27 protein-coding genes are annotated in these 25,781 nt (G+C 63.9%); 13 read left to right on the top strand and 14 right to left on the bottom strand.

Going from position 1 to position 25,781, the window contains the following annotated elements; genetic code table 11:
• Positions 1-37: 37 nt before the first annotated feature.
• The 5 genes from ftsY to F3H95_RS15145 all read right to left on the bottom strand — a co-directional run bounded on the left by ftsY (position 38) and on the right by F3H95_RS15145 (position 5,034).
• On the bottom strand, positions 38-1,567 hold the full coding sequence (ftsY, locus tag F3H95_RS15165) for a signal recognition particle-docking protein FtsY (protein WP_149746615.1): 1,530 nt from the start codon (positions 1,565-1,567) through the stop codon (positions 38-40).
• A gap of 15 nt (positions 1,568-1,582) precedes the next feature.
• Positions 1,583-2,857 carry a tRNA (N(6)-L-threonylcarbamoyladenosine(37)-C(2))-methylthiotransferase MtaB gene (gene mtaB, locus F3H95_RS15160; protein ID WP_149746614.1) on the bottom strand — a complete coding sequence of 425 codons (1,275 nt, stop codon included), beginning with the start codon at positions 2,855-2,857 and terminating at the stop codon, positions 1,583-1,585.
• The gene (gene dapF / locus F3H95_RS15155; protein ID WP_149746613.1) at positions 2,854-3,759 is read right to left on the bottom strand and encodes a diaminopimelate epimerase; all 906 of its coding nucleotides are present in this window, start codon (positions 3,757-3,759) and stop codon (positions 2,854-2,856) included. The genes mtaB and dapF overlap by 4 nt, the downstream gene beginning before the upstream one ends.
• A gap of 120 nt (positions 3,760-3,879) precedes the next feature.
• Positions 3,880-4,335, bottom strand: coding sequence for a cyclic nucleotide-binding domain-containing protein (locus tag F3H95_RS15150; protein ID WP_143126217.1), 456 nt, complete (start codon positions 4,333-4,335; stop codon positions 3,880-3,882).
• A gap of 15 nt (positions 4,336-4,350) precedes the next feature.
• Positions 4,351-5,034: a response regulator transcription factor gene (locus F3H95_RS15145; protein ID WP_143126216.1), complete on the bottom strand. Its 684-nt coding sequence runs from the start codon at positions 5,032-5,034 to the stop codon at positions 4,351-4,353.
• Between the two features lie 117 nt (positions 5,035-5,151).
• On the opposite strand from F3H95_RS15145, the gene F3H95_RS15140 reads away from it, so the two are divergent.
• Complete coding sequence (locus tag F3H95_RS15140; RefSeq protein ID WP_149746612.1) at positions 5,152-5,697, top strand: L,D-transpeptidase family protein; 546 nt, start codon at positions 5,152-5,154, stop codon at positions 5,695-5,697.
• Positions 5,698-5,790: 93 nt separating this feature from the next.
• On the opposite strand, the gene F3H95_RS15135 is transcribed toward F3H95_RS15140, so the two are convergent.
• The 3 genes from F3H95_RS15135 to F3H95_RS15125 all read right to left on the bottom strand — a co-directional run bounded on the left by F3H95_RS15135 (position 5,791) and on the right by F3H95_RS15125 (position 9,974).
• A complete protein-coding gene (locus F3H95_RS15135; protein ID WP_149746611.1) occupies positions 5,791-6,522 on the bottom strand; it encodes a Bax inhibitor-1/YccA family protein in 732 nt (243 codons plus the stop codon).
• A 198-nt stretch (positions 6,523-6,720) separates the two neighbouring features.
• Positions 6,721-9,267 (bottom strand): ABC transporter permease, encoded by a 2,547-nt coding sequence (locus tag F3H95_RS15130; protein ID WP_149746610.1) that lies wholly within the window; start codon positions 9,265-9,267, stop codon positions 6,721-6,723.
• Positions 9,264-9,974, bottom strand: a complete 711-nt coding sequence (locus F3H95_RS15125) for an ABC transporter ATP-binding protein (protein ID WP_149746609.1) — start codon at positions 9,972-9,974, stop codon at positions 9,264-9,266. Before F3H95_RS15125 ends, F3H95_RS15130 begins: the two co-directional genes overlap by 4 nt.
• An 88-nt stretch (positions 9,975-10,062) precedes the next feature.
• Here F3H95_RS15125 and F3H95_RS15120 point away from each other — a divergent pair, with 88 nt between their 5' ends.
• The 7 genes from F3H95_RS15120 to tenA all read left to right on the top strand — a co-directional run bounded on the left by F3H95_RS15120 (position 10,063) and on the right by tenA (position 15,125).
• On the top strand, positions 10,063-10,707 hold the full coding sequence (locus F3H95_RS15120) for an arylesterase (RefSeq protein WP_149746608.1): 645 nt from the start codon (positions 10,063-10,065) through the stop codon (positions 10,705-10,707).
• Positions 10,708-10,792: 85 nt separating this feature from the next.
• Positions 10,793-11,380 carry an RNA 2',3'-cyclic phosphodiesterase gene (thpR, locus tag F3H95_RS15115; protein WP_149746607.1) on the top strand — a complete coding sequence of 196 codons (588 nt, stop codon included), beginning with the start codon at positions 10,793-10,795 and terminating at the stop codon, positions 11,378-11,380.
• 13 nt (positions 11,381-11,393) lie between these two features.
• Positions 11,394-11,696, top strand: coding sequence for a 4a-hydroxytetrahydrobiopterin dehydratase (locus tag F3H95_RS15110; protein ID WP_149746606.1), 303 nt, complete (start codon positions 11,394-11,396; stop codon positions 11,694-11,696).
• A 64-nt stretch (positions 11,697-11,760) separates the two neighbouring features.
• The gene (locus tag F3H95_RS15105; protein WP_143126371.1) at positions 11,761-12,165 is read left to right on the top strand and encodes a YkvA family protein; all 405 of its coding nucleotides are present in this window, start codon (positions 11,761-11,763) and stop codon (positions 12,163-12,165) included.
• Positions 12,166-12,475: 310 nt separating this feature from the next.
• On the top strand, positions 12,476-12,979 hold the full coding sequence (locus tag F3H95_RS15100; RefSeq protein ID WP_143126208.1) for an invasion associated locus B family protein: 504 nt from the start codon (positions 12,476-12,478) through the stop codon (positions 12,977-12,979).
• Between the two features lie 237 nt (positions 12,980-13,216).
• Positions 13,217-14,458 (top strand): 23S rRNA (adenine(2503)-C(2))-methyltransferase RlmN, encoded by a 1,242-nt coding sequence (gene rlmN / locus F3H95_RS15095; RefSeq protein ID WP_185969880.1) that lies wholly within the window; start codon positions 13,217-13,219, stop codon positions 14,456-14,458.
• A complete protein-coding gene (gene tenA, locus F3H95_RS15090) occupies positions 14,442-15,125 on the top strand; it encodes a thiaminase II (RefSeq protein WP_149746605.1) in 684 nt (227 codons plus the stop codon). Before rlmN ends, tenA begins: the two co-directional genes overlap by 17 nt.
• A 24-nt stretch (positions 15,126-15,149) precedes the next feature.
• Here the strand turns inward: tenA and F3H95_RS15085 are convergent, their stop codons facing one another.
• Genes F3H95_RS15085 through F3H95_RS15075 form a run of 3 tightly spaced genes read right to left on the bottom strand, consistent with a single transcriptional unit; the run spans position 15,150 to position 17,041 of the window.
• Positions 15,150-15,791, bottom strand: a complete 642-nt coding sequence (locus F3H95_RS15085) for a LysE family translocator (protein WP_143126206.1) — start codon at positions 15,789-15,791, stop codon at positions 15,150-15,152.
• 58 nt (positions 15,792-15,849) lie between these two features.
• Entirely contained in the window at positions 15,850-16,710 is an 861-nt protein-coding gene (locus tag F3H95_RS15080; protein ID WP_149746720.1) for an SDR family NAD(P)-dependent oxidoreductase, read from the bottom strand.
• Positions 16,711-16,750: 40 nt separating this feature from the next.
• Entirely contained in the window at positions 16,751-17,041 is a 291-nt protein-coding gene (locus tag F3H95_RS15075) for a hypothetical protein (protein WP_149746604.1), read from the bottom strand.
• Between the two features lie 213 nt (positions 17,042-17,254).
• Between F3H95_RS15075 and F3H95_RS15070 the strand changes: the two genes are divergently transcribed.
• Positions 17,255-18,478 (top strand): argininosuccinate synthase, encoded by a 1,224-nt coding sequence (locus tag F3H95_RS15070; RefSeq protein WP_143126205.1) that lies wholly within the window; start codon positions 17,255-17,257, stop codon positions 18,476-18,478.
• A 54-nt stretch (positions 18,479-18,532) separates the two neighbouring features.
• Here the strand turns inward: F3H95_RS15070 and F3H95_RS15065 are convergent, their stop codons facing one another.
• The 3 genes from F3H95_RS15065 to F3H95_RS15055 all read right to left on the bottom strand — a co-directional run bounded on the left by F3H95_RS15065 (position 18,533) and on the right by F3H95_RS15055 (position 20,739).
• Positions 18,533-19,708 (bottom strand): multidrug effflux MFS transporter, encoded by a 1,176-nt coding sequence (locus F3H95_RS15065; protein WP_185969879.1) that lies wholly within the window; start codon positions 19,706-19,708, stop codon positions 18,533-18,535.
• A 32-nt stretch (positions 19,709-19,740) separates the two neighbouring features.
• Positions 19,741-20,214, bottom strand: a complete 474-nt coding sequence (locus F3H95_RS15060; protein ID WP_149746603.1) for a MarR family transcriptional regulator — start codon at positions 20,212-20,214, stop codon at positions 19,741-19,743.
• Between the two features lie 102 nt (positions 20,215-20,316).
• Positions 20,317-20,739 (bottom strand): hypothetical protein, encoded by a 423-nt coding sequence (locus F3H95_RS15055; RefSeq protein WP_143126203.1) that lies wholly within the window; start codon positions 20,737-20,739, stop codon positions 20,317-20,319.
• A gap of 172 nt (positions 20,740-20,911) precedes the next feature.
• Here F3H95_RS15055 and F3H95_RS15050 point away from each other — a divergent pair, with 172 nt between their 5' ends.
• From F3H95_RS15050 to F3H95_RS15035, 4 genes are all read left to right on the top strand, one after another.
• Positions 20,912-23,005 (top strand): M3 family metallopeptidase, encoded by a 2,094-nt coding sequence (locus tag F3H95_RS15050; protein ID WP_149746602.1) that lies wholly within the window; start codon positions 20,912-20,914, stop codon positions 23,003-23,005.
• Positions 23,006-23,132: 127 nt separating this feature from the next.
• A complete protein-coding gene (locus tag F3H95_RS15045; RefSeq protein WP_149746601.1) occupies positions 23,133-24,134 on the top strand; it encodes an ATP-binding cassette domain-containing protein in 1,002 nt (333 codons plus the stop codon).
• Positions 24,131-24,925: an ABC-2 family transporter protein gene (locus F3H95_RS15040; RefSeq protein WP_149746600.1), complete on the top strand. Its 795-nt coding sequence runs from the start codon at positions 24,131-24,133 to the stop codon at positions 24,923-24,925. Before F3H95_RS15045 ends, F3H95_RS15040 begins: the two co-directional genes overlap by 4 nt.
• 3 nt (positions 24,926-24,928) lie before the next feature.
• Complete coding sequence (locus F3H95_RS15035; RefSeq protein ID WP_149746599.1) at positions 24,929-25,729, top strand: ABC-2 family transporter protein; 801 nt, start codon at positions 24,929-24,931, stop codon at positions 25,727-25,729.
• Positions 25,730-25,781: the final 52 nt, after the last annotated feature.

Here is a 25,781-nt window from a genome sequence, read left to right as displayed (position 1 = left end):
TTGGGCTGTTTGCGATGCAAACCCGCCATCTGTGGCATCAATGCGTCAGGCCGGCAATGGCGCGGGCAAAATCACCGGCTTCGAAGGGTTCGAGATCGTCGATCCCTTCGCCGACGCCGATGAAATAGACCGGCAGCTTGTGCTTGGCAGCAATCGCCACCAGAATGCCGCCGCGCGCCGTGCCGTCGAGCTTGGTCATGATCAGGCCGCCGACGCCCGCCACGTTGCGGAAGATCTCCACCTGGTTCATGGCGTTCTGGCCGGTCGTGGCGTCCAGCGTCTGCAGCACCGTGTGCGGCGCATCCGGATCGAGCTTGTCGAGCACGCGGACGATCTTTTCCAGCTCCGCCATCAGTTCCGCCTTGTTCTGAAGGCGGCCGGCGGTATCGATGATCAGCACGTCGCATTTCTTCGCCCGCGCCTGTTCGAAGGCGTCATAGGCAAGGCCAGCGGCATCGGCGCCGAGCCTGGTGCCGATGAATTCCGAGTTCGTGCGGTCGGCCCAGATCTTCAGCTGCTCGATGGCCGCGGCACGGAAGGTGTCGCCCGCTGCCAGCATCACCTTGAGGCCGGAGCCGGAAAGCTTTGCCGCCAGCTTGCCGATCGTCGTCGTCTTGCCGGTGCCGTTCACGCCGACGACGAGGATGACATGCGGCTTGTGCGAGAGATCGAGTTCCAGCGGTTTCGCCACCGGTGTCAGCACCTTGGTGATCTCCGTCGCCATGATGCGCGAGACGTCCTCGCCCGTCACGTCCTTGCCGTAGCGCTCGGACGAGAGCGTGTCGGTGATCCGCATCGCGGTCTCGACACCGAGATCGGCCTGGATCAGCAGGTCTTCCAGCTCCTCCAGCGTGGCCTCGTCCAGCTTGCGCTTGGTGAAGAGGGCGGCGATCTGTCCGGTCAGCTGCGCTGACGTCCGCGACAGGCCCTGCCGCAGCTTCTGGAACCAGGAGAGTTTTGGCTGCGGCGCTGCCTCCACCACCGGCTCTTCCACTTTGCGCGTGACAAAACCCTTGGGAAGGGCAGGGTCGGCGGGATTGGTGAAGTCCCCCCTTGCCCTGCCGGGCATCCCCCCCACAAGGGGGGGGACTGCTGCGGCATCCTCCTGCCTCGACGGGTCTGTCGTGTTCTCAGTGTCTGGCGCCGGGACGGAATGAAGTGCCGTGTCCTCGGAGAAAGCGTCCGATGGGGATTGATCCGTCAAAGGCGTGTCGGTCCCCCCATCTGTGGGGGGGATGCCCGGCAGGGCAGGGGAGGAAACCCCGGACTCCGCCTCCAGCAGCGCCAGCGGCACCATGCTTAGATCGCCGGGGGCTGCGGCTGCCGTCAGCAGATCGGCGGCGTCATCCGCATCGTCATCCGCCGGGCCGCCGGCCGTTTCCATTTCGGCAAGCGAGACCGGATCGACCGGCGAGACCGGCAGATCCTCGCTGCGGGCATGCGGTTCGGCCTCGGCGGCGATTGCTGCCTGTTCCTCGACCGTCAGACCTTCCGGTGCCTTGTCGTCTTCCGTGGCCGGCTTGTCCTTGCCGAACGAGAAGACTTTTTTGATGAAACCCAGCGCCATGAATGATCCGTTCCGTCACGCTGCACAGGCAGCGGCAACCTGCATTGTCAGATGTTTGCCATTGTGGCCGGTAATGGTGACCGGCACCAGATCGCGCGGCGTCAAACCGGGTGCCGCGACCAGCGAAAAATTCTCGGTATGGCCGAAGCCGCTCATTTCCACCAGAAGGGTCTGGCGCGTGCCGACCATCCGGTCGAGATGGGCCGCGGTCAACTGCTCGCCCGTGGCGCGCAGCCGTGCTGCCCGTTCCTTGACGAGCGCGCGGTCGAGCTGCGGCATGCGCGCCGCCGGCGTGCCGGGTCGCGGGCTGTAGGGAAAGACGTGCAGGAAGGAGAGACCGCAGTCTTGCGCATGCCGCACGGCATTGGAAAACATTTCCTCGGTCTCGGTCGGGAAACCGGCGATCATGTCGGCGCCGAAACTCGTTTCCGGCCGCAGCCGGCGCACCTGCTCCACGAAGGCCAGCGCGTCGGCGCTCGCATGCCGCCGTTTCATGCGCTTCAGGATCATGTCGTCGCCATGCTGCAGCGACAGGTGCAGATGCGGCATGAAGCGCGCCTCCTCGGCGATGAGGTCGAGCAGATGACGGTCCGCCTCGATGCTGTCGATGGAGGAGAGGCGCAGGCGTTCGATGTCCGGCACCTGCTTCAGAAGCGTCTTTGCCAGCAGTCCGAGCGTCGGCTGGCCCGGCAGGTCCGCGCCGTAGCTTGTGGCATCGACGCCCGTCAGCACGATTTCGCGGTAGCCTTCGGCGACAAGCCTGCGGGCCTGCTCCACCACAGCGCCCATCGGCACGGAGCGGGAATTGCCGCGACCATAGGGAATGATGCAGAAGGTGCAGCGGTGATCGCAGCCGTTCTGCACCTGGATGAAGGCGCGCACATGGCCATCGATGTGGCGCACCATCTGCGGCGCCGTAGCCTTCACGCTCATGATGTCGTTGACGCGCAGCTTCTCTTCCGCCGAGACACCGAAATCCGGCAGGGCGCGATAGGCGGCGCTTTTCAGCTTTTCCTCATTGCCGAGAACCGCATCCACCTCCGGCATCGCGCCGAACGTGCCGGCTTCGGTCTGGGCCGCGCAGCCGGTCACGATGATGCGGGCATGCGGGTTTTCCCGCCGCGCCCGGCGGATCGCCTGCCGCGCCTGGCGCACGGCTTCGCCGGTCACCGCGCAGGTGTTGACGAGGATGGCATTGTTCAGCCCCGCCTTTTCGGCCTCCGCCCGCATGACCTCGGATTCATAGGTGTTGAGCCGGCAGCCGAAGGTGATGACCTCGACGCCGCTCACGGGACCATGGCCTCGGCGGCCTCCGGGTCGCGCGCGAAGCGGCCGGTCGTGGGGTCGAGACGGCCGGACCATTCCCATTCGGCCGGGCCGGTCATGATCACATGGTCGTCGGCGCGCCACTCGATCGTCAGCTTGCCGCGATTGGGGCTGGAGGCGACGGTGATGGTGACCGTGCGGCCGGTGCGCCCTGTCCGTGCGCCGGAGACGCCGGCGGAGCAGGCGGCGGAACCGCAGGCGAGCGTCAGACCCGCGCCGCGCTCCCAGGTGCGCGTCACCATTTCGGTCGGCGAGATCACCTGGGCCAGCGTGATATTGGCCTTTTCCGGAAACATCGGGTGGTTTTCGAGAAGCGGGCCGAAGCGGCCGAGATCGAAGCTCATCGGGTCGCGATCCACCCAGAAGACCGCATGCGGATTGCCCATGGACATTACCGCGGGCGAATGCAGCACGGGGGCGTCGATCGGGCCGATCTGCAGCTCGATGCGGCTGGTATCGGCAAACTCCTCCGACAGCGGGATCTTGTCCCACTGGAACACGGGCTTGCCCATGTCGACGGAGATCGTGCCGTCGGCATGATCTTCTGCCGTCAGGATACCGGCCAGCGTCTGGAAGGTGAAGGTTCTCCGTCCGGTCTCGGCGGCAAGCGCCTGCACCACGCAGCGCGTGCCGTTGCCGCAGGCCTGGGCGCGCGTGCCGTCGCAATTGACGATGTCGATATAGGCGTCGGTACCGGCGATCTTCGGATCGTGGATCGCCATGATCTGGTCGAAGGCGGTCTCGGGATCGGCTGCCAGCGCAATCGCGGCCTCGGGCGTCACCCGGTCGGAACGGCCGCGCATATCCACGACGAGGATCTTGTTGCCAAGCCCGTTCATCTTCGCGAATTCGACCGTCTGTACCATGGAAAGCCACCTTTCGGACCGATGTCCGTCGTTTCGGGCTATATGGCGGAAAAATGCCGGCATTTCCAGTGCGCTCGGCGCATGCCGGGCAACCTCGTACAAAGGGGCCGGTTCGGCCCTTCAGGCAAAGCGATGCTGCTGCGCCAGCGCCTCTGCCGCAAGCCGCGCAAGGTTCTGCCGGATCCGCTCCTGCAAGACGGCGGCCACCGACGGATATTCCTCCAGCAGCCGGTGGAACAGCGTGCGGGCGATACGCAGAACCTCGCCATCCTCTGCAGCGATCGCGGTGAATTTTCGCTCCACCATGGTCACCAGCGCAAGCTCGGAGAGGAGAGTACCCGGACCGACCGAGCGGCTGAGGTCCGCAATGCCGTCGCGGCCCTCGGTGTAGAGATCGATACGCCCGCGCGCCACCACGAAGGCGCATTCGGCGGGCGAGCGTTCGCGAAACAGTTCCTGACCCTTGCTGACATTGCGCCGCTCCGCCCCGAAGGCGACCAGCCGCAACTGGTCTTCATCGAGCCCCTGGAAGAGGGGCACTTCGGAGAGAAGGCGAATGTCGTCGCTGAGCGCCATGGGCTGTCCTTCCGGTCAGGGAACGATCTTGTAGCCACCGTTTTCAGTGACGAGGATCTCCGCATTGGACGGATCGCGCTCGATCTTCTGCCGCAGGCGATAGACATGGGTTTCCAGCGTATGGGTCGTCACACCGGAATTGTAGCCCCAGACCTCTTCCAGCAGCACGTCGCGCGTCACCACCTTCTGGCCGGCGCGGTAGAGATAGCGGATGATCGCCGCTTCCTTTTCCGTCAGCCGGATCTTCTTGCCGTCCTCGGTGGTCAAGAGCTTCTGGCTCGGCTTGAACAGGTAGGGGCCGACCGTGAAGGTGGCGTCCTCGCTCTGCTCGTACTGGCGCAACTGGGCGCGGATGCGCGCCAGAAGCACGGCGAAGCGGAAGGGCTTTGTGATATAGTCGTTGGCGCCGGCTTCCAGACCGAGGATCGTGTCGGAATCCGTATCGTGGCCGGTCAGCATGATGATGGGCGCCTTGAAGCCCGCCTTGCGCAGCAGCTTCACGGCCTCGCGGCCGTCCATGTCCGGCAGGCCGACATCCATGATCAGCAGGTCGATCTGGCGGGATTTCGCGGTTGCCATGGCACGCGTGGCATTCGCTTCCTGCACCAGCGCAAATTCCTCATAGAGGGAAAGCTGTTCCACCAGCGTCTCGCGCAGGTCGTCATCGTCATCCACCAGCAGAATGGTGCGGGCTGCCATGCCGTCTTTGCCTTTCCGTTGGCCCGTCCGCCAATGGCGGAGAGGCGCTTCGTTGCACGTGACATTGTGCTATCACTTCAAACGAATTCCTGTCGAAAGCAACAATGTGTGTGAGAAATGGGTGGGATAAACCCCCTTCGCAAGGGAAATGCGCTGGTTGTTCGCACCGCGCCATCAAATCGCGCTCGCGGTTTCGTGAGCATCGGCCCATTGACGGTGCCAGCAGCGCTCGGCCGTTCTGGAACAACCGCTCGCAAACGGGAGGGCGATGGTGCCACGCCGATCGCCACCATGCGGCTGCTTTACGGCTTTGTCCGGGGCGATCGCCTGCGCTTGCCGCCGACGGCGCTGCCCTTCAGACGCATCCGCAAGGACATGCTGTGGTGCGACGATCCCGGCCATCCGTCCTACAACCGGCCCGTCCGAATCCCTTTCGTGCCGAGCCATGAGGTGCTTTCCCGCACCGACGGCCTCTACGACATCTGCCTGGTGCTGGACTGGAACGTGACGGAGCGCCGCCGCAACCGCGGTTCGGCGATCTTCTTTCACCTGATCCGCCCCGGCTATGAGCCGACGGCCGGCTGCATTGCCGTCAGTCTCCGCGACATGCGCCGTCTGCTGCCGCATCTGCGGTCGGGCACCATGGTCACGGTGATCGGCTGAACGCTCCCAGCCGGACCTCACGCGCCATGAAAAAAGGCGGCCCCGAAGGACCGCCTTTCCGTCTGGTGTCGAACCGATTTCCGTTCGGGCCGCTTAATTGTTGCGGTTGCCCAGGAACTGCAGCAGGAACATGAACAGGTTGACGAAGTCGAGATAGAGCGTCAGCGCACCCATGATCGCCTTGCGGCCCATCACGGCGGCATCGTCGCCATCGAAATACATTTCCTTGATCTTCTGCGTGTCATAGGCGGTGAGGCCGGCGAAGATCAGCACGCCCAGCACCGAGATGGCGAAGGCGACGGCCGAGGAGGCCAGGAAGATGTTGACGATCGAGGCGATGATCAGGCCGAACAGACCCATGATCATGAACGAGCCCATGGCCGTCAGGTCACGCTTCGTCGTGTAGCCGTAGAGCGACAGGGCGCCGAACGAGGCGGCCGTCACGAAGAAAGTCTGCACGATGCTCTGGCCGGTGAAGACGAGGAAGACCGAGGACAGCGACAGGCCCATCAGCGCGGCATAGATCCAGAAGGTGGTCTGCGCCGCTGACACGCTCATCCTGTTGATGCGGTAGCTGAGGAAGAAGACCATTCCCAGCGGAGCGAACATCACAAGCCACTTCAGCGGGCTCGTGTAGAGCGCCACGCCGAACGGCGTCAGATGGCCGTCTGCGACGGCAAGCTGCCAGGTGCCGAAGGCTGCCAGGCCGGTGATGACCAGACCAAGCGCCATCAGGTTGTAGACCTTCAGCATGTAGCTGCGAAGGCCTTCGTCAATCATTGCGGCCGATTGGGCACGGCTCTGGAAGTTGTAACGTTCAGACATATCGTCCTCTCAAAGCTCCGGTGTTGCTACGGTGTCGGGCCTTTGAAACCCTGGCGCCGCTGCGGAGCCTCAGCAAGCATGCCTGAAATATGCGCTGTCCCGCCCGTGCGTTCAAGTGGCGGGAACCCGAATCAGCTCCGATTCGCGAAAGTGACGAAGATTTAATCCGGCGCCGCCTTCGACAACCCTCGATTGCTCCTAGAGTTCCCGCAGCACCGGTGCGGCCTTCTGGCCCAGCACCCGCCATGTGCCGGCAAGCCCGATGCCGACCGTCAGTACCAGCGCGCCGATCAGCGTCGCCGCCGCCACGTCCGGCAGGAAGGTCGATTGCAGGCGCATGATGCGGCTGACGACGAACCAGGCGGAGAGGCCGCCCGCCAGAAGCGCGAAGATGGCGGTGGCGGCGCCAAGGATCATGTATTCGTAGCTGAAGGCGCGCATCAGCATGGCGCGGGTGCCGCCCAGCGTCTTGAGGATCACCGCATCATGGGTGCGGGCCCGGTTGCCCGACGCGAGCGCCCCCGACAGCACGAGGACGGAGGCGATCAGCGCGACGGCCGCCGCCGCCCGCATCGCCGTCGCCAGCTGCCCGAGCAGGCCTTCGGCCATGTCGAGCGCGTCCTTTACCCGCACGCTGGTAATCGTCGGATAGGCATTGGTGACGGCCCGCAGGATCGCGCCTTCCTGCTGCGGGGTCAGCGAGGCATCGCTCAGCGTTGCAAGCCAGGCATGCGGCGCGCCGCGGAAGGTGTTCGGCGAGAACACCATCACGAAGTTGATCGACAGCGATTCCCACTGGATGGCGCGGAAATTGGCGATGCGGGCGGTGATGTTGCGGCCGAGTACATTGACCGTCACCGTGTCGCCGATCTTCAGGCCGAGTTCCGTCGCTTCGCGCGCCGAAAACGAGACGAGCGGCTCGCCCTCGTAGTTCTCCGGCCACCAGTTCCCTTCCGTCAGCCGCGAATTGGTGGGCAGCGTCGTCTCATAGGTGATGCCGCGATCGCCCCGCAACACCCAGCGCCCGCCGGGCGGCACGTTCATCTTTGCCACATCCTGGCCGTTGAAGGCCATGATGCGACCGCGCAGCATCGGCACCTGCGTGATCGCGCTTTTCGGGGCCTGCTGCTCCAGCACGTCGAGGAAGCCCTCGCGCTCGCTGCTCTGGATGTCGACGAAGAAGAAGTTCGGCGCCTCCTGCATCATCGTGCCTGTCAGCTGGCGGCGCAGATTGCCGTCGATCAGCGACAGTGTCACGAGCAGCGCAAGGCCGAGCCCAAGCGACAGCACCACCGATGGCGTGAGCGCGCCCGGCCGGTGGATATTGCCGATCGCCAGCCGCAGCGCCGGGGAGGAGACGCGCGGCGCGCGGCGCGCGAGCGCGGCAATCCCGGCCGCGACCAACCGCAGCAGCACGAAGGCACCCGCCACCGCGCCGAGGAAGACGACCGCGATGAAGCGGTCCTCGGCGGCGAGGATCGCAAGGCCCGCAAGCGCTACAAGTGCCGTACCGGCGGCGAGCAGATAGGGCCAGGAGGGCAGGCGGCTCTGGTCGAAGCTCTGTTCTCGAAACAGGGCGGTTGCCGGCACTTCGCGTGCATGGCCAAGCGGCAGAACGGCGAAGGCGAAGGTGGTGAGCAGGCCAAACAGCGCGGCAAGGCCGAGCGCGGACGGGTAGAAGGCCGTCTCCTTTGGCAGCGGGAGAATATCCTTCAGGAAACCCAGGGCAGCAAAGGGAGCCGCCGCACCGACCACGAGGCCGATGGCAATGCCGATCGCACCGATCATCAGGATCTGGAAGAGATAGATCAGCGTGACGACAAAGGCCGGCGCGCCCAGGCATTTGAAGGTCGCGATCGTGGTTCGCTTGGCGTCAAGGAAGGCCCTGACCGCATTGGCGACGCCGACGCCGCCGACGATCAGCGCTGTCAGCCCGACGAGGGTGAGGAATTGCGAGAAGCGTTCCACATTCTCCGTCAGCGACGGCGCGGCACGGTCGGCCGTGCGAATCGACCAGCCCGCGGCCGGAAAGGCAGCGTTGGCTTTCTCCGTCAGGGCAGCGCGGGACAGGGGCGCCGGCATCTTCACCTTGTAGGAGTGCTCGACAAGGCTTCCGGTCTGGATCAGGCCCGAGGCAATCAGTGCCTCGCGGCTCAGCATCAGGCGTGGTGCAAAGCCGAACCCTTCAGACAGCGCATCTGGCTCGGTGACCAAGGCGGCGGTGATGCGGATGCGGGCATTGCCGATGAGAAGCTCCTGCCCGGCTTCGATGCCGAGCCGCTCCAGCAGCAGCGGCGCCGCCACCGCCCCGAAGGCATCACCCTCTCTGCCAAGCAGGTCGGAGAGCGGGCGCTGCGGATCTGTCACCACGCTGCCATAAAGCGGATACGCCCCGTCGACGGCCTTCACCTCGACCAGTGCCTGCTGCGACCCGTTTGGCAGGCGCACCATGGAGCGAAGCCCCGTGGAGACGGAGACCTGGCCCAGCGTGTCGAGGAAGGTGCGCTCTTGCGCGGTTGCTTCCCGGTTGTTCAGCTCGAAGCGCGCGTCGGCGGCAAGCAGCGACTGGCCCTGCGTTGCGATCGCCCCGGTAATGGCGCGCGAGACGGAATTGACCGCGGCAATGGCCGCCGTGCCGAGCGCGATGCAGGCCAGAAAGATATAGAAACCGGACAGCCCGCCGCGCAGCTCGCGCAGCGCGAGCCTCCAGGCGATGGAGATACGGGGAAAACCGGCACCGTTCATGCGAAGGCCGCCGCGGGGCTGACGCTGTTCAGGCTGTCGGCGGCGATCTCGCCGGAGCGCACGCGGATCTGCCGGGTGCAGCGGGCGGCGAGCGCTGTGTCATGCGTCACCAGCATCAGCGTCATGCCGCGCTCCTTCTGCTTGGCAAACAGAAGGTCGGCGATCTGGCGGCCGGTTTCCGTGTCGAGATTGCCGGTCGGCTCGTCGGCAATCAGCACGGCAGGCGAGGGCGCGAGCGCGCGGGCAATCGCCACCCGCTGCTGCTCGCCGCCGGAGAGCTGGCCCGGATAATGGGTCAGACGCTCGCCAAGGCCCACCGCCGTCAGTTCACGCTTTGCGATATCGAAGGCATTGCGCACGTTTGCCAGTTCCAGCGGCACGGCAACATTCTCGATCGCCGTCATGTTGGCGATCAGGTGGAAGGACTGGAAGACGATGCCGATGTTACGGCCGCGAAAATCCGCCAGCGCATCCTCGGAGAGCGTGTGCAGCGGCGTGTCCAGCATGTGGATCTCCCCGCTGTCCAGCCGCTCGAGACCGGCAAGCACCATCAGCAGCGTCGACTTGCCGGAGCCTGACGGCCCGACGATGCCAACGGCCTCACCTTCGCCAATTATCAGGTCGATGCCCTTCAGCACATGCACGGCGGCGGCCGCGCTGCCGAGCGTCAGATCAGCCTTCTTCAGGGTGATGATGGTTCTTGCCACGGCAAACGATCCTATATTGGCGACTGAACTGTTTCGAAGCTACGTTTGCCGCAATACGGCGGACCTGTTCAATCTAGGGATGGATTTCATGAAATTCAAAGCAGCCCGGCTTCACGTGATTGTCATTGCCCTGCTTGCGATGGCGGGCCTTGTACCGGCAGAGGCGAAGACCCTGCAGATCGTCGGAATGGGGGACAGCCTGATGGCGGGCTACCAGCTGTCGCCCTCGCAATCCTACACGGCGCAGCTGGAAGGCGCACTTGAGTTGCGCGGTCATGACGTGGCTGTGCTGAATGCCGGCGTATCCGGCGACACCACGTCTGGCGGCCTTTCCCGGCTGGACTGGTCCGTGGAGGATGGGACGGATGGCGTCATCCTTGAACTCGGCGCCAATGACGCGCTGCGCGGCATTCCGCCCGAGCAGACCGAAAGCAATCTGGACGCCATGCTGGCGCGCCTCAGGGAACGCAAGATCCCCGTTCTTCTGGTCGGCATGATGGCGCCGCCGAACATGGGCAGCGATTACGCGGAGAAGTTCAACGGCATCTATCCGCGGCTTGCACAGAAATATGGCGTGCCGCTCTACCCCTTCTTCCTCGACGGCGTGGTGACGCACAAGGAGCTGCAACTCTCGGATGGCATGCACCCGAACGAGAAGGGTGTCGGAGTGATGGTCGACCGTTCGCTGCCGGCCGTGGAGGCCTTCATCAAGGCTCTGCCCAAAGACGGTTGATTGTGCAGGGCAAAAATTGGTGCTTGCGCGCAAGGCCGATGCGTGTTCCGCTACGGCTATCGCAAGAGATTCGAGGAGGTTCGCTATGCCGAGACTTTTCACCGCCCTCGAAATCCCGCGCAATGCCGCCATGAGCCTCTCCCTGCTGCGTGGCGGACTTCCAGGTGCGCGCTGGATCGACGTCGAGAATTACCACATTACCTTGCGCTTCATCGGTGATATCGACAACCGTACTGCCGACGAGATCGTCAATCGGCTGGACAGGATCGATCGGGAGGAATTCCAGATCAGCCTCAGCGGCATCGGTTCCTTCGGATCGAAGAAGCCTCATTCCCTTTGGGCGGGCGTGTCTCCCTCGCCGGAGATGAATGCGCTGCAGGCGGAAATCGAGCGGATCTGCCAGCGTGTCGGCCTGCCGCCGGATCCGCGCAAGTTCACCCCGCATGTCACGCTGGCCCGGCTGAAATCCTCCCGTCTGGACGATGTCGTGCATTATCTTTCAGGCCGCGGCAACTTCCACACCACGCCCTTCACCGTCGGGCGTTTCGTGCTGATGTCGTCGAAGGAATCGGTGGGCGGCGGTCCCTACCTGACGGAAGAGGTGTTTCCGCTGCAGGAAAGCCGCTCTGCCTGGCGGGACGCTAGCCGGCACGCCGAAAGCCAGCTTTACTGAGGGAGTTGCGACCGTGCGTGATCCCCTTCTCGAACCCGCCGCCATCGAGGCGGCGCTTGCGGAAATTGAGGGCTGGGAACTGACGCCGGACGGACGTTCGATATCGCGAAACTTCAAGTTTGCCGATTTCCGCGCCGCCTTTGCCTTCATGACCGAATGCGCGCTGTCGGCGGAAAAGTTGGACCATCATCCGGAATGGTCGAATGTCTATTCCCGTGTTTCCGTGACGCTCACCACCCATGACAGCGGCGGGCTGACCGAGCGCGACCTTCGCCTTGCCCGGCTGATGGACAAGGCCGCCCGCGCCCGCAATTGACGCGGGAACGCTGCCTTCCCATATGCGTTCCAGCACCATGCCGAACGTGGAAGGGATGAAGACCGTGGACGAGGTCAAGATCGGGGAAATTCTGATGCCGGGAGACGAAGAAACCCAGGCCCGTCAGGAGGCCCGGGTACGGCGCTCGTTCTGGCCTACGCTGAAAAAGGCGCTGCGCGTCATCCCCTTCAGCCGCGATGTCGCGGCCGCCTATTATTGCGCGATCGATCCGCAGACGCCGACCCGCGTACGCGGCGTGCTTCTTGCGGCACTCGGCTATTTCGTGCTGCCCTTTGACCTTATCCCGGACATGTTCGTGATGGTGGGCTTCACCGATGACGTGGCCGTTCTGGCGGCCGCCTTCCGGATGATCCAGGCGCATATCAAGGACGAGCATTATCAGGCGGCCGACCGGGCGCTCGCCAACGATCCCGATCTCGATCCGACGAGGACTGCAGCCACAGGCTGAGGTGGCAGTATCTTTTCCCTCTTCCGGTCGCAGTGCGCGAAGGCATGCCGCTTCAGAGCGTATGGCGGCCAAACTCTTGCCCGATTCATCCCATCATTGAAGCTCCGGACGACGATCCGGGGCTGTTGCGATCCATGTCCTGTCAAAAGGTCTTTTCGCCTGCACCTTTCCCAGTCCGCATGCCAAACAGCCGACGATTCCTCTCTGTTGACGATTTGGTAACCAGAATTAAGTCAAAATTGAACGGATTTCGACCAAGCCCGGCTTGCGCCGTCCGGTCGGCCGTTCAATGAGAAACTGGCAGGACACAATGTTTGTAAGACAGATCGCCATCGCGTCGACCCTTTTGCTCGCCAGCACGGCATTCGCCTCGGCCCAGGCGCCCAACCTCATCGGCCAGTTCAAGAACTGGGGCGCCTATTCCTACAAGTCCGGCAACAGCACTGTCTGCTATGTGCTGTCCATGCCGACCACCAAGGAGCCGGCCAGCGTGGACCATGGAGATATCTTCTTCATCGTCTCCCAGCGTCCGGGCCAGAACATTTCCTATGAGCCGCAGGCCATGATGGGCTATCCGCTCAAGCCGGATTCGAAGGTCAACGTCACCATCGACAAGAAGAACTTCGTCATGTTCGTCAAGGACAAGGCAGCCTGGGTGGAAAACGCCGCCGAGGAACCGGCTCTGGTCTCCGCTATGAAGGGCGGCTCGACCATGACCGTGAAGGCGACGTCGGTGCGTGGCACCGGCACCAGCTATTCCTATTCGCTCTCGGGCCTCTCGCAGGCGCTGAAGCAGATCGAAACCTGCAAGTAAGGCCGCCAACGCGGCCTCCCCCTGCCAGAATCGAAGGAAGGCCGGCGGCATGACCGGCCTTTTTCCGTTTGCTGATGACGGGCGCGCCATTTGATGCTAAAGGGCGCCGCAACTGCGGTCGAACTCCGCCATGGCATGCCATGGGCAACAGGCCGCCCGATGCATTTCACACCAGACAGTCCGGACTGCCTTCGGCGCGACGCGCCGTGACGCGCAGCCGTCGAGTGGAAAACGAACATGTCCGTTACCGATGCCATCGTACCCGGTCTTGCCGTCAAGCAGCCGCTGGTGCCCCGCCCGGACCTGATGTCCGGCAAGCCCTCCCTGATCGGTCTCACCCGCGAGCAGATGGGCAAGGCGCTGGTCGAGAAGGGCGTGCCGGAAAAGCAGGTGCGCATGCGTGTCAGCCAGCTCTGGCACTGGCTCTACATCCGCGGCGTGTCCGATTTCGACGCCATGACCAATGTGGCCAAGGACATGCGCGAGATGCTGAAGCAGCATTTCACCATTTCCCGCCCGGAAGTGGTGGAAGAGCAGGTCTCCAACGATGGCACCCGCAAGTGGCTGTTGCGCTTTCCGCCGCGCGGTGCCGGCCGTCCTGTCGAGGTGGAAACCGTCTACATTCCCGAAGAAGGCCGCGGAACGCTGTGCATTTCCAGCCAGGTCGGCTGTTCGCTCACCTGTTCCTTCTGCCATACCGGCACCCAGCGGCTGGTGCGCAACCTGACGGCGGAAGAAATCCTCTCGCAGCTGCTTCTGGCCCGGGATCGCCTCGGCGATTTTCCGGGCACCGATACGCCGCCCGGCGCCTTCGTGCCGACCGGCGAGCGCAAGGTGACCAACATCGTGATGATGGGCATGGGCGAGCCGCTCTACAATTTCGACCATGTCAAGGATGCCCTGCTGATCGCCACCGATGGCGACGGCCTGTCGCTCTCCAAGCGTCGCGTCACGCTCTCCACCTCCGGCGTGGTGCCGGAGATCTATCGCACCGGCGACGAGATCGGCGTGATGCTGGCGATCTCGCTGCATGCGGTGCGCGACGAGCTGCGCGACATGCTGGTGCCGATCAACAAGAAATATCCGCTGAAGGAGCTGATCGAGGCCTGCCGCAACTATCCGGGCCTGTCGAATGCCCGCCGCATCACCTTCGAATATGTGATGCTGAAGGATGTCAACGACAGCCTGGAAGACGCCAAGGAACTGGTGAAGCTCCTGAAGGGCGTGCCGGCCAAGATCAACCTCATTCCCTTCAACCCCTGGCCGGGCACCAATTACCAGTGCTCGGACTGGGCGACGATCGAGAAGTTCGCCGATTTCATCAATCAGGCCGGCTATGCCTCGCCAATCCGCACGCCGCGTGGCCGCGACATTCTCGCCGCCTGCGGCCAGCTGAAATCGGAATCCGAGCGCATGCGTAAGACCGAGCGTCTGGCCTTCGAAGCCATGATGATCGCCGGCCATGGTGAGGACGACTGAGCCGATGTCCGGTGCCTTCGCGCGTCTGATCGAGGCCAATGCGACGGACTGGCAGTCCTATACGCAGCACCGCTTCGTGCGGGAACTGGCTGAAGGCACGCTGCCGGAGGCAGCCTTCCGGCACTATCTCAGGCAGGATTACCTGTTTCTCATCCAGTTCGCCCGCGCCTGGGGTCTTGCCGTCTACAAGAGCCGCACGCTTGCCGAGATCCGGCAGGGGCTCGACAGCCTGAAGGCGATCGTCGAGGTGGAGCTTGGCCTGCATGTGGGCTATTGCGCGCAGTGGGGCATCGACGAGGCGGCGCTTGAAGACCTGTCGGAATCCCGCGCCACGCTCGCCTATACCCGCTATGTGCTGGACGCCGGCATGAGCGGTGACCTGGTCGACCTGCATGTGGCGCTCGCGCCCTGCATCATCGGCTATGGCGAGATCGCACGTTGGATTCTGCAGCAGCCCTTCACGGTGCTGGAGGGCAATCCTTACGCCGACTGGATCGCCATGTATGCCGGCGACGAATATCAGGCGCTCGTCGCCTCCGAGCTGCAGTGGCTTGATGAACGGCTTTCGGCGCTCGATGCAGCACGAATGGCGGCACTATCCACCGTCTTTCGCGATGCGACGCGGCTCGAAGCCGATTTCTGGCAGATGGGGCTCGATCTCGCCTGAGCGAATGCTGAGGGTTGGTTGCCCTCAGCGCGCCTGCGTCATGAAGATCTTCACGGCAAACACGGAAAAGACGCCGGCAAAGGTATAGTCGATGCCGCGCAGCACCTTCGGATTGGCCTGCAGCCAGCGGGCCAGCCGGTCGGCGGCGAAGATCACGATGATGTTGATCGGCATGCCGACGATGATGAAAAAGAAGCCGAGGAAGAGCAGCTTGTGGGTGACGGCCGGATCGCCGGCGGTGACGAATTGCGGCAGGAAGGTCATGAAGAAGATGATGACCTTGGGGTTCAGGAGGTTCACCCAGAGCCCCGTCGAGATATTGCCCCAGACCGAGCCGGAGGGTTCCGCGACCGCTTCCACCTTCAGGCTCGAACCCTGCCGCACCGCCTGGATGGCAAGAAACAGCAGATAGCCGGCGCCGCCGGTCTTCAGCAGGAAGAAGGCGGTCGGCGAGGCGGTGATCAGCGCGGACACGCCAAAGGCCACCAGCATGGTGTGGATCATCACGCCGATCGTGGTGCCCACCACCACATAAAGCGCCCGGCGGCTCCCCTGCGACAGAGCCCGGCTGATTGACAGCGTCATGTCGGGCCCCGGCGTGATGGCCAGCAGCAGGCACATGCCGGTAAAGGTCACGAGGGTGGGCAGGCTCGGCAGAAAATCCATGGAAGGCCTCGGCGAATGATGGTCGCCGAGACTTACCCTGCCTTGCCGGGCTTGCCAATCAGTCTCGCTGGCTGATGAAGGCTTTTGCCGTTTCCGCGTGTGCCGGTTCCCAGCGCGACAGCGGCGGGCGGTTTTCGATGATGTCGCCGGCTGCCCATGCGATGCGCCGCTCGTCGGTCTTGCGGTCCACCTCGTTGTCGGGGCAGAGAATGTAGAAATCGCCGTGCGTCAGGCTCCGCAGCATGAAGTCCACCGTTTCCTCGGGCGTCCAGGCGCCGGCCGGCTTTTCGGTGCGCCCATGGGCGGTGAGCCCCGTGAAGACGAAGCCGGGGATCAGCAGATGCGCCGACACGTTGCAGCCTTCGGTGTTGCGCAGTTCGTGTTGCAGCGCTTCCGTAAACACTTTCACGCCCGCCTTGGCGACATTGTAGGCTGGGTCGCCGGGTGGCGTGGTGATGCCCTGCTTGGAGCCGGTATTGATGATCAGCGCCGGGTCCTTATGGGCGATCATGCCGGGACCGAAGGCGCGGGTGCCGTGGATCACGCCCATCAGGTTGACGGCGAGAACGCTGTCCCAGGCCACCTGTGGGCCAAATAGTGCGCTGCCCGGCTGGATGCCGGCATTGTTCATCAGCACATGTACGCGGCCGAAGCGCTGGATCACGGCGCGCTCCAGCGCCTCCAGCTCGTCGAGCCGCGACACGTCGGTGCCGATGGCCACCACATCGGCCTCTCCGCCGGCAGAGAGGGCGGCCACGGCGCGGCCTGCCTCGGCCAACTGGTCGCCGTCGAGATCGACGAGCACGACGCAGAGCCCCATCCTGGCAAACGCCTTGGCAGCGGCGAGCCCGATGCCGGATGCGGCGCCGGTTACCACGGCGACATGTCCCTGTTGCAGGGCCGGATGCGGGGTTGTCATCTGGTCACTCATTGGAATGTCTCCTTCGGTGGCGTCATGTTCACACGTCGTGGCGCATATGGGACGCTGCCCGCACATCGTCAACATGGCGGGGTGCGGTCGGGAAGCGTTCGCCATGGGCAGGATGGTGACGGTGATGATTTCCGCAGACCTTGCCGCGTTTGTCGACGGCAAGGTCGTGGCCGGCGATGAGGCTTGCGAGGCTGAGGCGATCGCTGCCGCGCTGCCCCTCCTGCGCGGGCATGATGACGGCCTTGCTGCCATTCGTGCCGCCATCGAAGGCGGGCGAAGCCTCCGGAGCGTCGCACCCGTTTGACGTCGATGCTTTCATCGGAGAGAGACATCGGCGCTCGCCGATCAAGTCAAGTCTGGTGCCATGGGGTCATCCGCATCCTTCACCAGCGCAAGACCATCGGCCGGCATCTGTGACGGTTTGGGCTTGCGCATGCCCTTGCACCCCGCCGCAAACTCGCTAAAAGTGCCGCGATCCCAGACTTAAAGCGGCAGGTTCTGCGACCTGCCCTCCAGACGGAACGCAATCGACATGGCACTCCCCAAAGACGTGAAGAAAGTCGTGCTGGCCTATTCCGGCGGCCTCGACACCTCCATCATCCTGAAGTGGCTCCAGACGGAGCTTGGCGCGGAAGTCGTCACCTTCACCGCCGATCTCGGCCAGGGCGAGGAACTCGAGCCGGCGCGCAAGAAGGCCGAGATGCTCGGCATCAAGGAGATCTTCATCGAGGATGTGCGCGAGGAATTCGTGCGCGATTTCGTCTTCCCGATGTTCCGTGCCAATGCCGTCTATGAAGGCGTCTATCTGCTCGGCACCTCGATCGCCCGTCCGCTGATCTCCAAGCACCTGATCGAGATCGCGAAGAAGACCGGCGCAGATGCCATCGCGCACGGCGCGACTGGCAAGGGCAACGACCAGGTCCGCTTCGAGCTTTCGGCCTATGCGCTGAACCCCGACATCAAGATCATCGCCCCCTGGCGCGACTGGTCGTTCAAGAGCCGCACGGACCTCCTGGCATTCGCCGAACAGCACCAGATCCCGGTCGCCAAGGACAAGAAGGGCGAAGCGCCGTTCTCCGTCGACGCCAACCTGCTGCACTCCTCCTCCGAGGGCAAGGTTCTGGAAGATCCGAGCAAGGAAGCTCCCGAATACGTGCATATGCGCACCATTTCGCCGGAAGCTGCTCCCGACAAGGCCACGATCATCAAGGTCGGCTTCGAAAAGGGCGATGCCGTGTCGATCAACGGCGTGCGCATGAGCCCGGCCACGCTGCTTGCCGAACTGAATAATTATGGCCGTGACAATGGCATCGGCCGCCTCGATCTCGTGGAAAACCGCTTCGTCGGCATGAAGAGCCGCGGCGTCTACGAGACACCCGGCGGCACCATCCTGCTCGCCGCCCATCGTGCGATCGAATCGATCACGCTCGATCGGGGTGCTGCCCACCTCAAGGATGAGCTGATGCCGCGTTATGCGGAACTCATCTATTACGGATTCTGGTTCTCGCCGGAGCGCGAGATGCTGCAGGCGCTGATCGACAAGAGCCAGGAGCATGTCGAGGGCGAAGTGACGCTGAAGCTCTACAAGGGCAATGTCATGGTCATCGGCCGCGAATCGGCAAAGTCGCTCTATTCCGACCAGCTGGTCACCTTCGAGGACGACCAGGGCGCCTATGACCAGAAGGATGCAGCCGGCTTCATCAAGCTGAACGCTCTGCGTCTGCGTACGCTCGCCAAGCGCAATCTCGGCAAGTAAGCCGGATCGCCACCCACGTGATTGGCCCGCTCTCTTTCGGGAGAGCGGGCTTTTTCATGCCCGTCGGGAGAGGTGTTGCAGCCAGAGGAAGCCTGCGACGGCCGAGAGTTCCATGAAGGGGATGATGGTGCCGAAGGCGGTCAGCGGATCGCCGATGGCGGCGGCTGCGATGCCGCCCAGAAAGCCGGAACTCATCTGCAGGAACCCAGTCAGCGCCGAGGCGGAGCCGGCCACATGCGCAAAGGGCGCCAGGCTCTGCGTCACCACATGCGGTGTCAGGAAGGCCAGGCCGAAGGTGCAGATCGCGACCGGCCCCATGATCGACAGGAAGAAGGGCGGCACCAGGGCCACCGACAGCGCCATGATCACGCCGCCCGTGCCGCAGAGCGCGATGCCGATCTCGGCGGCACGCTGTCCGCCAATGCGGGCTGCCACCATCTTCAGCGTCAGCGAGCCCATGAGGTAGAAGCCGGACTGCATCAGCATGCCGATGCCGAATTGCGTCGGCGTCAGCCCGACGCGGTTGATCAGCACGAAGGGCAGCATGGTCGATTGCGTGTAGAGCGCCCCGATCGAGCCGGACAGTACGATCGCAGCGGCCAGGAACTGGCGGTTTCGCGCCACCTCGCCATAGGCGCGGATCAGCCGGGCCGGCTCCAGACGGCGCACATCAGGGATGATGGTTTCCCGCATCAGAAAGACCGTACTCGCTGCCGCCAGCAGGCCGAAACCGACCATCAGCAGGAAGACGGCATGCCAGCCGAACGCGGCCAATGTCAGCCCGCCGAGCGTCGGTCCCATGGCGGGGCCGACCGCCAGGAAGATGCCGATCGTGTTGAGAATCCGCGAGGCCTCGGCGCCCACATAGAGATCACGCACGATGGCGCGTCCCACGACGACACCGACCGAGGCGCCGATACCCTGGATCAGGCGGGCCGCGAGGATGACCTCAACCGTCGGCGCGAGCGCCGCCATGGCGGAGCCGACAAGGTAGATGGCGATGAAGATCAGCGTTGCCACCTTGCGGCCCAGCGCATCCGAAAGCGGGCCGGCAACCAGTTGCGCCAGCGCGAAGCCGCCGAAGAACATCGACAGGCTCATCTTGATCGCCGCTTCGGTGGTGCCGAAGGCATGCACCAGCTGCGGCATGGCAGGGGTGTAGATCGCCATCGAGATCGGGCCGAGCGTCGTCAGCAGCGCGCCGAGGAAGGTCACGCGGGCCTCGCTCATGCGGGGTGGCTGTCCGCCTGACATGTCGGATCTCAGGAGCATGTGGCGGGGTCCGGCTGAGCCAGGGCATCGGCCTGCAGATTGGCGCTGATCTGCCCCAGCGCGCTGCTCAGCGCATCGGCTTCAGCGCGCGTCATCCCTGCCGTTGCCATCAGCAGAAGGGCATCCAGCTCTTCTCTCAGGCTTTCGATCAGAGGTTCGCAGGCCGCCGTCAGCGTCACACGTTTGGCCCTGCGATCGTTGGGGTCCGGCTGGCGGTCGATCAGACCCAAACCCTGCAGCTTGTCGAGAAAGGTGCAAACGGTCATCGGCTCGATGCCCATGCGGGCGGCCAGCTCCAGCTGGCGGCAGTCGCCAAGCGCCCGGATGTTGAGAAGCGTGCGGGCTTCTGCGGGCGTGACGCCGAGGCCCGCCTGGGCGATGCGTCGCTCGAAGGCGCCGCGCAGCAGGCGTGCGGCATCCGTCAGGAGAAAGCCGAGACTGTCGTGATGGGTCTGGGGGTGCATGTTACCGTGCCGATTGATAAGGCACCCTTACGATTATTCGTCCCCAAGGCAAGCGGCAATGCGCATTGCACGGTCTTGCTGCCGTGGAAAACAGGTGGTCCTTCAGGTGCGCAGGAAGCCCAGGACGGATTCGAAGGTCTGGGCCTTGTCCTCGTCACCCAGCGTCGTCGCCAGCACCTTCTGGTTCTGGAAGTAGCGGCGGAAATCGAACTCGGTATCGTCGGTCACGTCGGACAGATCCTCGACCGCACCGGACGCACTGACCGCCTGCATCGGCAATTCCTGCGCGAGTGCGATATAGACGTCTTGCGGGATGTCGCCGGCGATATATTTCTGAAGGGCAAGTTCGCGCAGAAGGCGTGGAGAGATGGCGGAAAAGTCCGGTGTCTGGCGCTGCATGTCCTGCAGCTCGAAAACGGGTCGCGTTTCCGCTCTTGGCGAGAACAGGGCTTTTTCGATCCTGGTATTGCGGGCATGCTCTCGATGAAGCAAGCTGCCGGACCAGTGCAGGGAACTCATTTCCACGGCCAGTATCCACCTTCATGGGATATGGTTGCAGAACATAACCGAGGCGTACAACCGGTCAATTATCAATAATCAGCTAATATTTCTTGTATGCCCATGGTTGAACCCTTGCGCCGGTGCCATCATCCGGCATCGCGCGGACACGAAAAGAACAGCTCTAGAGGACAGTGACATGACAGTGCATTCGAAGATCAATCCGGCGCTCGTGGACTGGAGCGGCAGGAACGGCCTTCCGCAATTCGATCTGGTGCGGGATGAGGATTTCGCAGCCGCCTTCGATGCCGCGCTTTCGCTGCATGATGCTGAAATCCTTGCAATCTCCGGCAATCCCGAGGCGCCGTCCTTCGACAACACAATCACCGCGCTGGAGATTGCCGGCGATGAGCTGTCGCGCATTTCCGCCCTGTTCTGGAACCGCGCCGGCGCCCATACCAACGAGGTGGTCCAGGCGCTGGAGCGCGAGATCGCGCCGAAGATGTCGCGCCATTATTCGCAGATCGCCATGAACGAGGCGCTGTTTGCCCGCGTCGACGCATTGTGGGAACAGCGCGACGCGCTCGATCTCACGCTGGAGCAGACGCGGGTGCTGGAACGCCACTGGAAGGGTTTCGTGCGCGCGGGCGCCAAACTGAGCCGCGATCAGCAGGAGCGGCTGGCGACGATCAACGAGACGCTGGCCGGTCTTGGCGCACGCTTCGGCCAGAACGTGCTGGCGGACGAGAAGAACTGGTCGCTGATCCTGACGGCCGAGGAGGAGCTTGCCGGCCTGCCGAGCTTCCTGCGCGATGCGATGGCCTCTGCCGCCCGTGATCGCGGCGCGGCGGCGGGCAGCTATGCCGTCACCCTGTCGCGCTCGATCATCGAGCCTTTCCTTACCTTCTCCAGCCGCCGCGACCTGCGCGAACAGGCTTTTGCGGCCTGGGTGAAGCGCGGCGCCAATGGCGGCGAGACCGACAATATCGGCATTGTCCGGGAAACGCTCACCCTGCGTTTCGAAAAGGCGCAACTGCTCGGCTATGACAATTTCGCCGCCTACAAGCTGGACGACACCATGGCCAAGACGCCGGCCAATGTGAACGGCCTCCTGATGAAGGTCTGGGCGAAGGCGCGCACTCGGGCGCTCGAAGAGGAAGCGTCGCTCGCCGGCCTGATGGCGGAGGAGGGGATCAACGGTCCCGTACAGCCCTGGGACTGGCGTCACTATGCCGAAAAGCTGCGTGAGCGGATGTTCGATTTCTCCGAATCCGAGCTGAAGCCCTATCTGCAGCTGGAGAAGATCATCGAGGCCTGCTTCGACGTGGCAAACCGCCTGTTCGGTGTCACGCTGACGGAAGTGAAGGGCGTGCCTGCCTATCATCCTGACGTCAGGGTCTTCGAGGTGCGCGATCAGGATGGTACGCTGAAGGCCATGTTCCTCGGCGACTATTTTGCCCGCTCCTCCAAGCGCTCCGGCGCTTGGATGAGTTCCTTCCAGAGCCAGCATCGCCTGACGCTGAAGAACGGCGCCGAAGGCGAACTGCCGATCATCTACAATGTCTGCAACTTCGCAAAGCCCGCCGAAGGCAAGCCGGCGCTGCTGTCACTGGATGATGCCCGCACGCTGTTCCACGAATTCGGCCACGGCCTGCACGGCATGCTGTCGGATGTGACCTATCCTTCGGTCTCCGGCACGGGCGTGTCGCGCGATTTCGTCGAGCTGCCCTCGCAGCTTTACGAACACTGGCTGACGGTGCCGGATATCCTGACCCGCTATGCCGTGCATGAAAAGACCGGCGAGCCGATGCCGAAGGCGCTGCTCGACAAGGTTCTCGCGGCACACACCTTCAATGCCGGCTTCAACACGGTGGAGTTCACCTCCTCGGCGCTGGTCGACATGGCTTTCCACACCCGTGGCCCGGTGGAGGATCCGATGGCGGTGCAGGCCGAGGTGCTGGAGGAAATCGGCATGCCGTCCTCCATCGTCATGCGCCACGCCACACCGCATTTCCAGCACGTCTTCTCCGGCGACGGCTACTCGGCCGGCTACTATTCCTACATGTGGTCGGAAGTGCTGGATGCCGATGCCTTCGCAGCCTTCGAGGAGAGCGGCAATCCCTTCGATCCGGTCATGGCGCGCAAGCTGAAGAACAATATCTATTCGGTCGGCGGCGCCATCGATCCCGAAGAGGCCTATCTTGCCTTCCGCGGCAAGCTGCCGGATCCGGAGGCCATGCTGAAGAAGCGGGGCCTTGCCGTGATGGCGGAACTGGCCGGCAGCGACGGCTGAGGGTGTGACGGGCCATTCCCGGTCGGAATGTGATCCATCACAAGAAGTCGCGGGCAAAACGAGCGGGTGTCGCATAGTCTTCATGCGACTCTCCTAGTGGGGAGTTCCTTTTCAAGGACACCCCGCCATGGCCCCCATCATCAGCGCCGAGCATGTCACAAAGGTCTTCCGCCAGCGGGTGCGCCGGCCCGGCCTGCTGGGCAGCTTGCGCGATCTCGCTGCGCCGGTCACGCGGCCGGTCAATGCGGTCGACGACATCTCCTTTGCCATCGCGGTGGGCGAGGCGGTCGGCTATCTCGGCCCGAACGGCGCCGGCAAATCGACGATGATCAAGATGCTGACCGGCATCCTCGCACCGTCTTCCGGTAAAGTGATGGTGCTCGGCCGTCATCCGCAGGCAAACCGCGTGGAGAATGCCCGCCAGATCGGCGTGGTGTTCGGTCAGCGCACCCAGCTGTGGTGGGAGCTGCCGCTCTCGGAAAGTTTCGAGCTGCACCGGCGCATGTACCGCGTGCCGTCCGAGGTCTTCGCCCGCAATCGTGGCGATCTCACCGAGATGATGGGGCTTGCCTCCTTCCTGGAGCGGCCCGTGCGGCACTTGAGCCTTGGTCAGCGCATGCGCGCCGAGATCGCCATGGCGCTCATGCACGATCCCAAGATCCTCTTTCTCGACGAGCCGACCATCGGCCTCGACGTGGTGGCGAAGGATGTGGTGCGCAAGTTTCTCTCCCGCATCAACCGCGAGCGCGGCACCACCATCATCCTCACCACGCATGATCTGCAGGATATCGAGGAGATCTGCCCGCGCCTGATCATGGTGGACGAGGGCAAGCTGCTGTTCGATGGAGCCGTTGCTGATCTGCGCGCCCGCTTTGGCGCGCGCCGGCGGCTGGTGCTGGAATTTTCCCGCGAACCCGGCTTCGTGCATCTGGCGGGCGCCGAGCCGGATGGCGGCGAGGGGCACCTCCGCAGCTTCCTGCTGAACGATGACGGTCGCTCGCTGGTGGAACTGCTGGCGGCTCTTCAGGCCGATGCCGATCTGCGCGACGTGCGCCTGCACGAGCCCGGCATCGAGGAGATCATCCGCACCCATTACCAGAGAAGGATCGAGACGGGGAGGGCGGCATGAGCGCCTTCCTTGCCCTGATCCGCGCCGCCTTCCGCCGTCAGGCCGAGTATCGCTCGCGCAATGTCTTCCGTATTCTCGGCAGCCTTGTCGAAATTCTTGCCCGGATTTCCATCTGGCAGGCAGCCTTCGGCGCGCATCCGGCCCTCTACGGCATCACGCTATCGCAGATGATCACCTATTCGCTGATCGGCGGCACCATCCTGTCGAGCTGGGATGCCACGATGATCGTGCGCGATGTTGGTGCGACGATCCGCACCGGTGCGATCGGCAGTTCGCTGCTGAGGCCGGTCGGTTACCCGCTGATGCTGCTGGCCGACCAACTCGGCGTGCGCCTCTTCGACTGGCTGCTGGTCTCCCTGCCGGTCATCGTCATCATGGGCCTCATCTACGGCATCGAGCCGCCGGCAAGCCTTGGCCATGCAATGTTCTTTCTCGGCCATGTGGTGGTGTCGCTCGCGATCCTGATGCTGACCGGTATCCTGATTGGCCTGTTTTCCTTCTGGGTCTTCGATGCCCATTCGCTCGAATGGTTCATGCGCGGCCTGCTGGCCGTGCTCTCCGGCGGGCTGGTGCCGATCTGGTTCTTCCCGAAAGGGTTGGCCGAGGTCGCGCATGCGCTGCCCTTTTCCTGGATCACCTATCAGCCGATGGCGGTCTATCTCGGCGAGCGCGATCTGGCCGCCTCGGCACTCTCGCTCGCCGCCGGCTGCGGCTGGACGGTGGCGCTCGGCGCCTGCGTCGCCTTCGTCTGGTCGCGGGCCTGCGGTCAGGTCGTGGTGCAGGGAGGCTGAGGGATGCGCGAAACGCTGTCGCTGCTCCTCTATCTCGTCCGGCTCAGGGTGCGCACCCGGCTGGAATTCCGCGCCAGCCTGGTCATTGCCTGGGTGGCGCAGGCCTTCGGCTATGCCGGCGTTTTCACGCAGATCTGGCTGATCCTCACCCGCTTCGAGAACATCGGCGGCTGGACCTGGCCGCAGATGGCGCTGCTTCTCGGCTTCCACACGCTGGGCTATGCGCTGGGCGCCTGCTTCACGCTGGTGCAGCTGAGGCGCATGGAAGAGATCGTGCTGGGCGGCGAGTTCGACACGCTGCTGGTCCGGCCACTGAACCCCTGGGCCTATCTCGTCTTTTCCGGCTTCAACATCGAATATGGCGGTCACATAGCGCTGGGCGCCGGGCTGATCGTCTGGGCATTGCCGCAGCTCTCCATCGTCTGGACGCCCGCGACGCTCGCGCTCTTCGTGGGCGGGCTGATCAGCGCGGCGCTCATTACCGCCTCGATGATCACCATCATCGGCGCCTGCGCCATGGTGCTTGGCCGGGCGCGCTACCTGTTCGGCATCTATTTCGATTTCTGGGAACTGTCGCGCTATCCGGCCAGCATCTTTGCGGTCCCGTTCCAGATCGCGCTGCTCTCCGTCATTCCGCTCGGCTACATGGCCTATGTGCCGGTTTCGGTGCTGCTCGGCCGGCCCGTGCCCTATCTCGCCTCCGCCGCGGAACTGGCGGCGCTTGCGGCTGGCCCGCTTTCCGTCGTGGTGGCTGCCGCCTTCTGGCGGTTCTGCCTCGATCGCTACCAGGGCGGGGGCGGATGATCGCGCCCGCAACCCTGCCCTTAACCGTGCGTTCAGCCTCCCCCTTTCGCAA

The organism is Rhizobium sp. RU35A, from assembly GCF_900156005.1.
Taxonomy (GTDB): domain Bacteria; phylum Pseudomonadota; class Alphaproteobacteria; order Rhizobiales; family Rhizobiaceae; genus Neorhizobium; species Neorhizobium straminoryzae.
Note: the sequence above shows the minus strand (reverse complement) of the source record. Positions and strands in the feature narration are given on the sequence as shown.

Coding starts and splice junctions, on each gene's coding strand:
- ftsY (WP_149746615.1), bottom strand. CDS start 1,567: ATGGCGCTGGGTTTCATCAAAAAAGTCTTCTCGTTCGGCAAGGACAAG.
- dapF (WP_149746613.1), bottom strand. CDS start 3,759: ATGGTACAGACGGTCGAATTCGCGAAGATGAACGGGCTTGGCAACAAG.
- F3H95_RS15150 (WP_143126217.1), bottom strand. CDS start 4,335: ATGGCGCTCAGCGACGACATTCGCCTTCTCTCCGAAGTGCCCCTCTTC.
- F3H95_RS15145 (WP_143126216.1), bottom strand. CDS start 5,034: ATGGCAGCCCGCACCATTCTGCTGGTGGATGACGATGACGACCTGCGC.
- F3H95_RS15140 (WP_149746612.1), top strand. CDS start 5,152: ATGGGTGGGATAAACCCCCTTCGCAAGGGAAATGCGCTGGTTGTTCGC.
- F3H95_RS15135 (WP_149746611.1), bottom strand. CDS start 6,522: ATGTCTGAACGTTACAACTTCCAGAGCCGTGCCCAATCGGCCGCAATG.
- F3H95_RS15130 (WP_149746610.1), bottom strand. CDS start 9,267: ATGAACGGTGCCGGTTTTCCCCGTATCTCCATCGCCTGGAGGCTCGCG.
- F3H95_RS15120 (WP_149746608.1), top strand. CDS start 10,063: ATGAAATTCAAAGCAGCCCGGCTTCACGTGATTGTCATTGCCCTGCTT.
- thpR (WP_149746607.1), top strand. CDS start 10,793: ATGCCGAGACTTTTCACCGCCCTCGAAATCCCGCGCAATGCCGCCATG.
- F3H95_RS15100 (WP_143126208.1), top strand. CDS start 12,476: ATGTTTGTAAGACAGATCGCCATCGCGTCGACCCTTTTGCTCGCCAGC.
- rlmN (WP_185969880.1), top strand. CDS start 13,217: ATGTCCGTTACCGATGCCATCGTACCCGGTCTTGCCGTCAAGCAGCCG.
- tenA (WP_149746605.1), top strand. CDS start 14,442: ATGGTGAGGACGACTGAGCCGATGTCCGGTGCCTTCGCGCGTCTGATC.
- F3H95_RS15085 (WP_143126206.1), bottom strand. CDS start 15,791: ATGGATTTTCTGCCGAGCCTGCCCACCCTCGTGACCTTTACCGGCATG.
- F3H95_RS15080 (WP_149746720.1), bottom strand. CDS start 16,710: ATGACAACCCCGCATCCGGCCCTGCAACAGGGACATGTCGCCGTGGTA.
- F3H95_RS15075 (WP_149746604.1), bottom strand. CDS start 17,041: ATGAAAGCATCGACGTCAAACGGGTGCGACGCTCCGGAGGCTTCGCCC.
- F3H95_RS15070 (WP_143126205.1), top strand. CDS start 17,255: ATGGCACTCCCCAAAGACGTGAAGAAAGTCGTGCTGGCCTATTCCGGC.
- F3H95_RS15065 (WP_185969879.1), bottom strand. CDS start 19,708: ATGAGCGAGGCCCGCGTGACCTTCCTCGGCGCGCTGCTGACGACGCTC.
- F3H95_RS15060 (WP_149746603.1), bottom strand. CDS start 20,214: ATGCACCCCCAGACCCATCACGACAGTCTCGGCTTTCTCCTGACGGAT.
- F3H95_RS15050 (WP_149746602.1), top strand. CDS start 20,912: ATGACAGTGCATTCGAAGATCAATCCGGCGCTCGTGGACTGGAGCGGC.
- F3H95_RS15045 (WP_149746601.1), top strand. CDS start 23,133: ATGGCCCCCATCATCAGCGCCGAGCATGTCACAAAGGTCTTCCGCCAG.
- F3H95_RS15040 (WP_149746600.1), top strand. CDS start 24,131: ATGAGCGCCTTCCTTGCCCTGATCCGCGCCGCCTTCCGCCGTCAGGCC.
- F3H95_RS15035 (WP_149746599.1), top strand. CDS start 24,929: ATGCGCGAAACGCTGTCGCTGCTCCTCTATCTCGTCCGGCTCAGGGTG.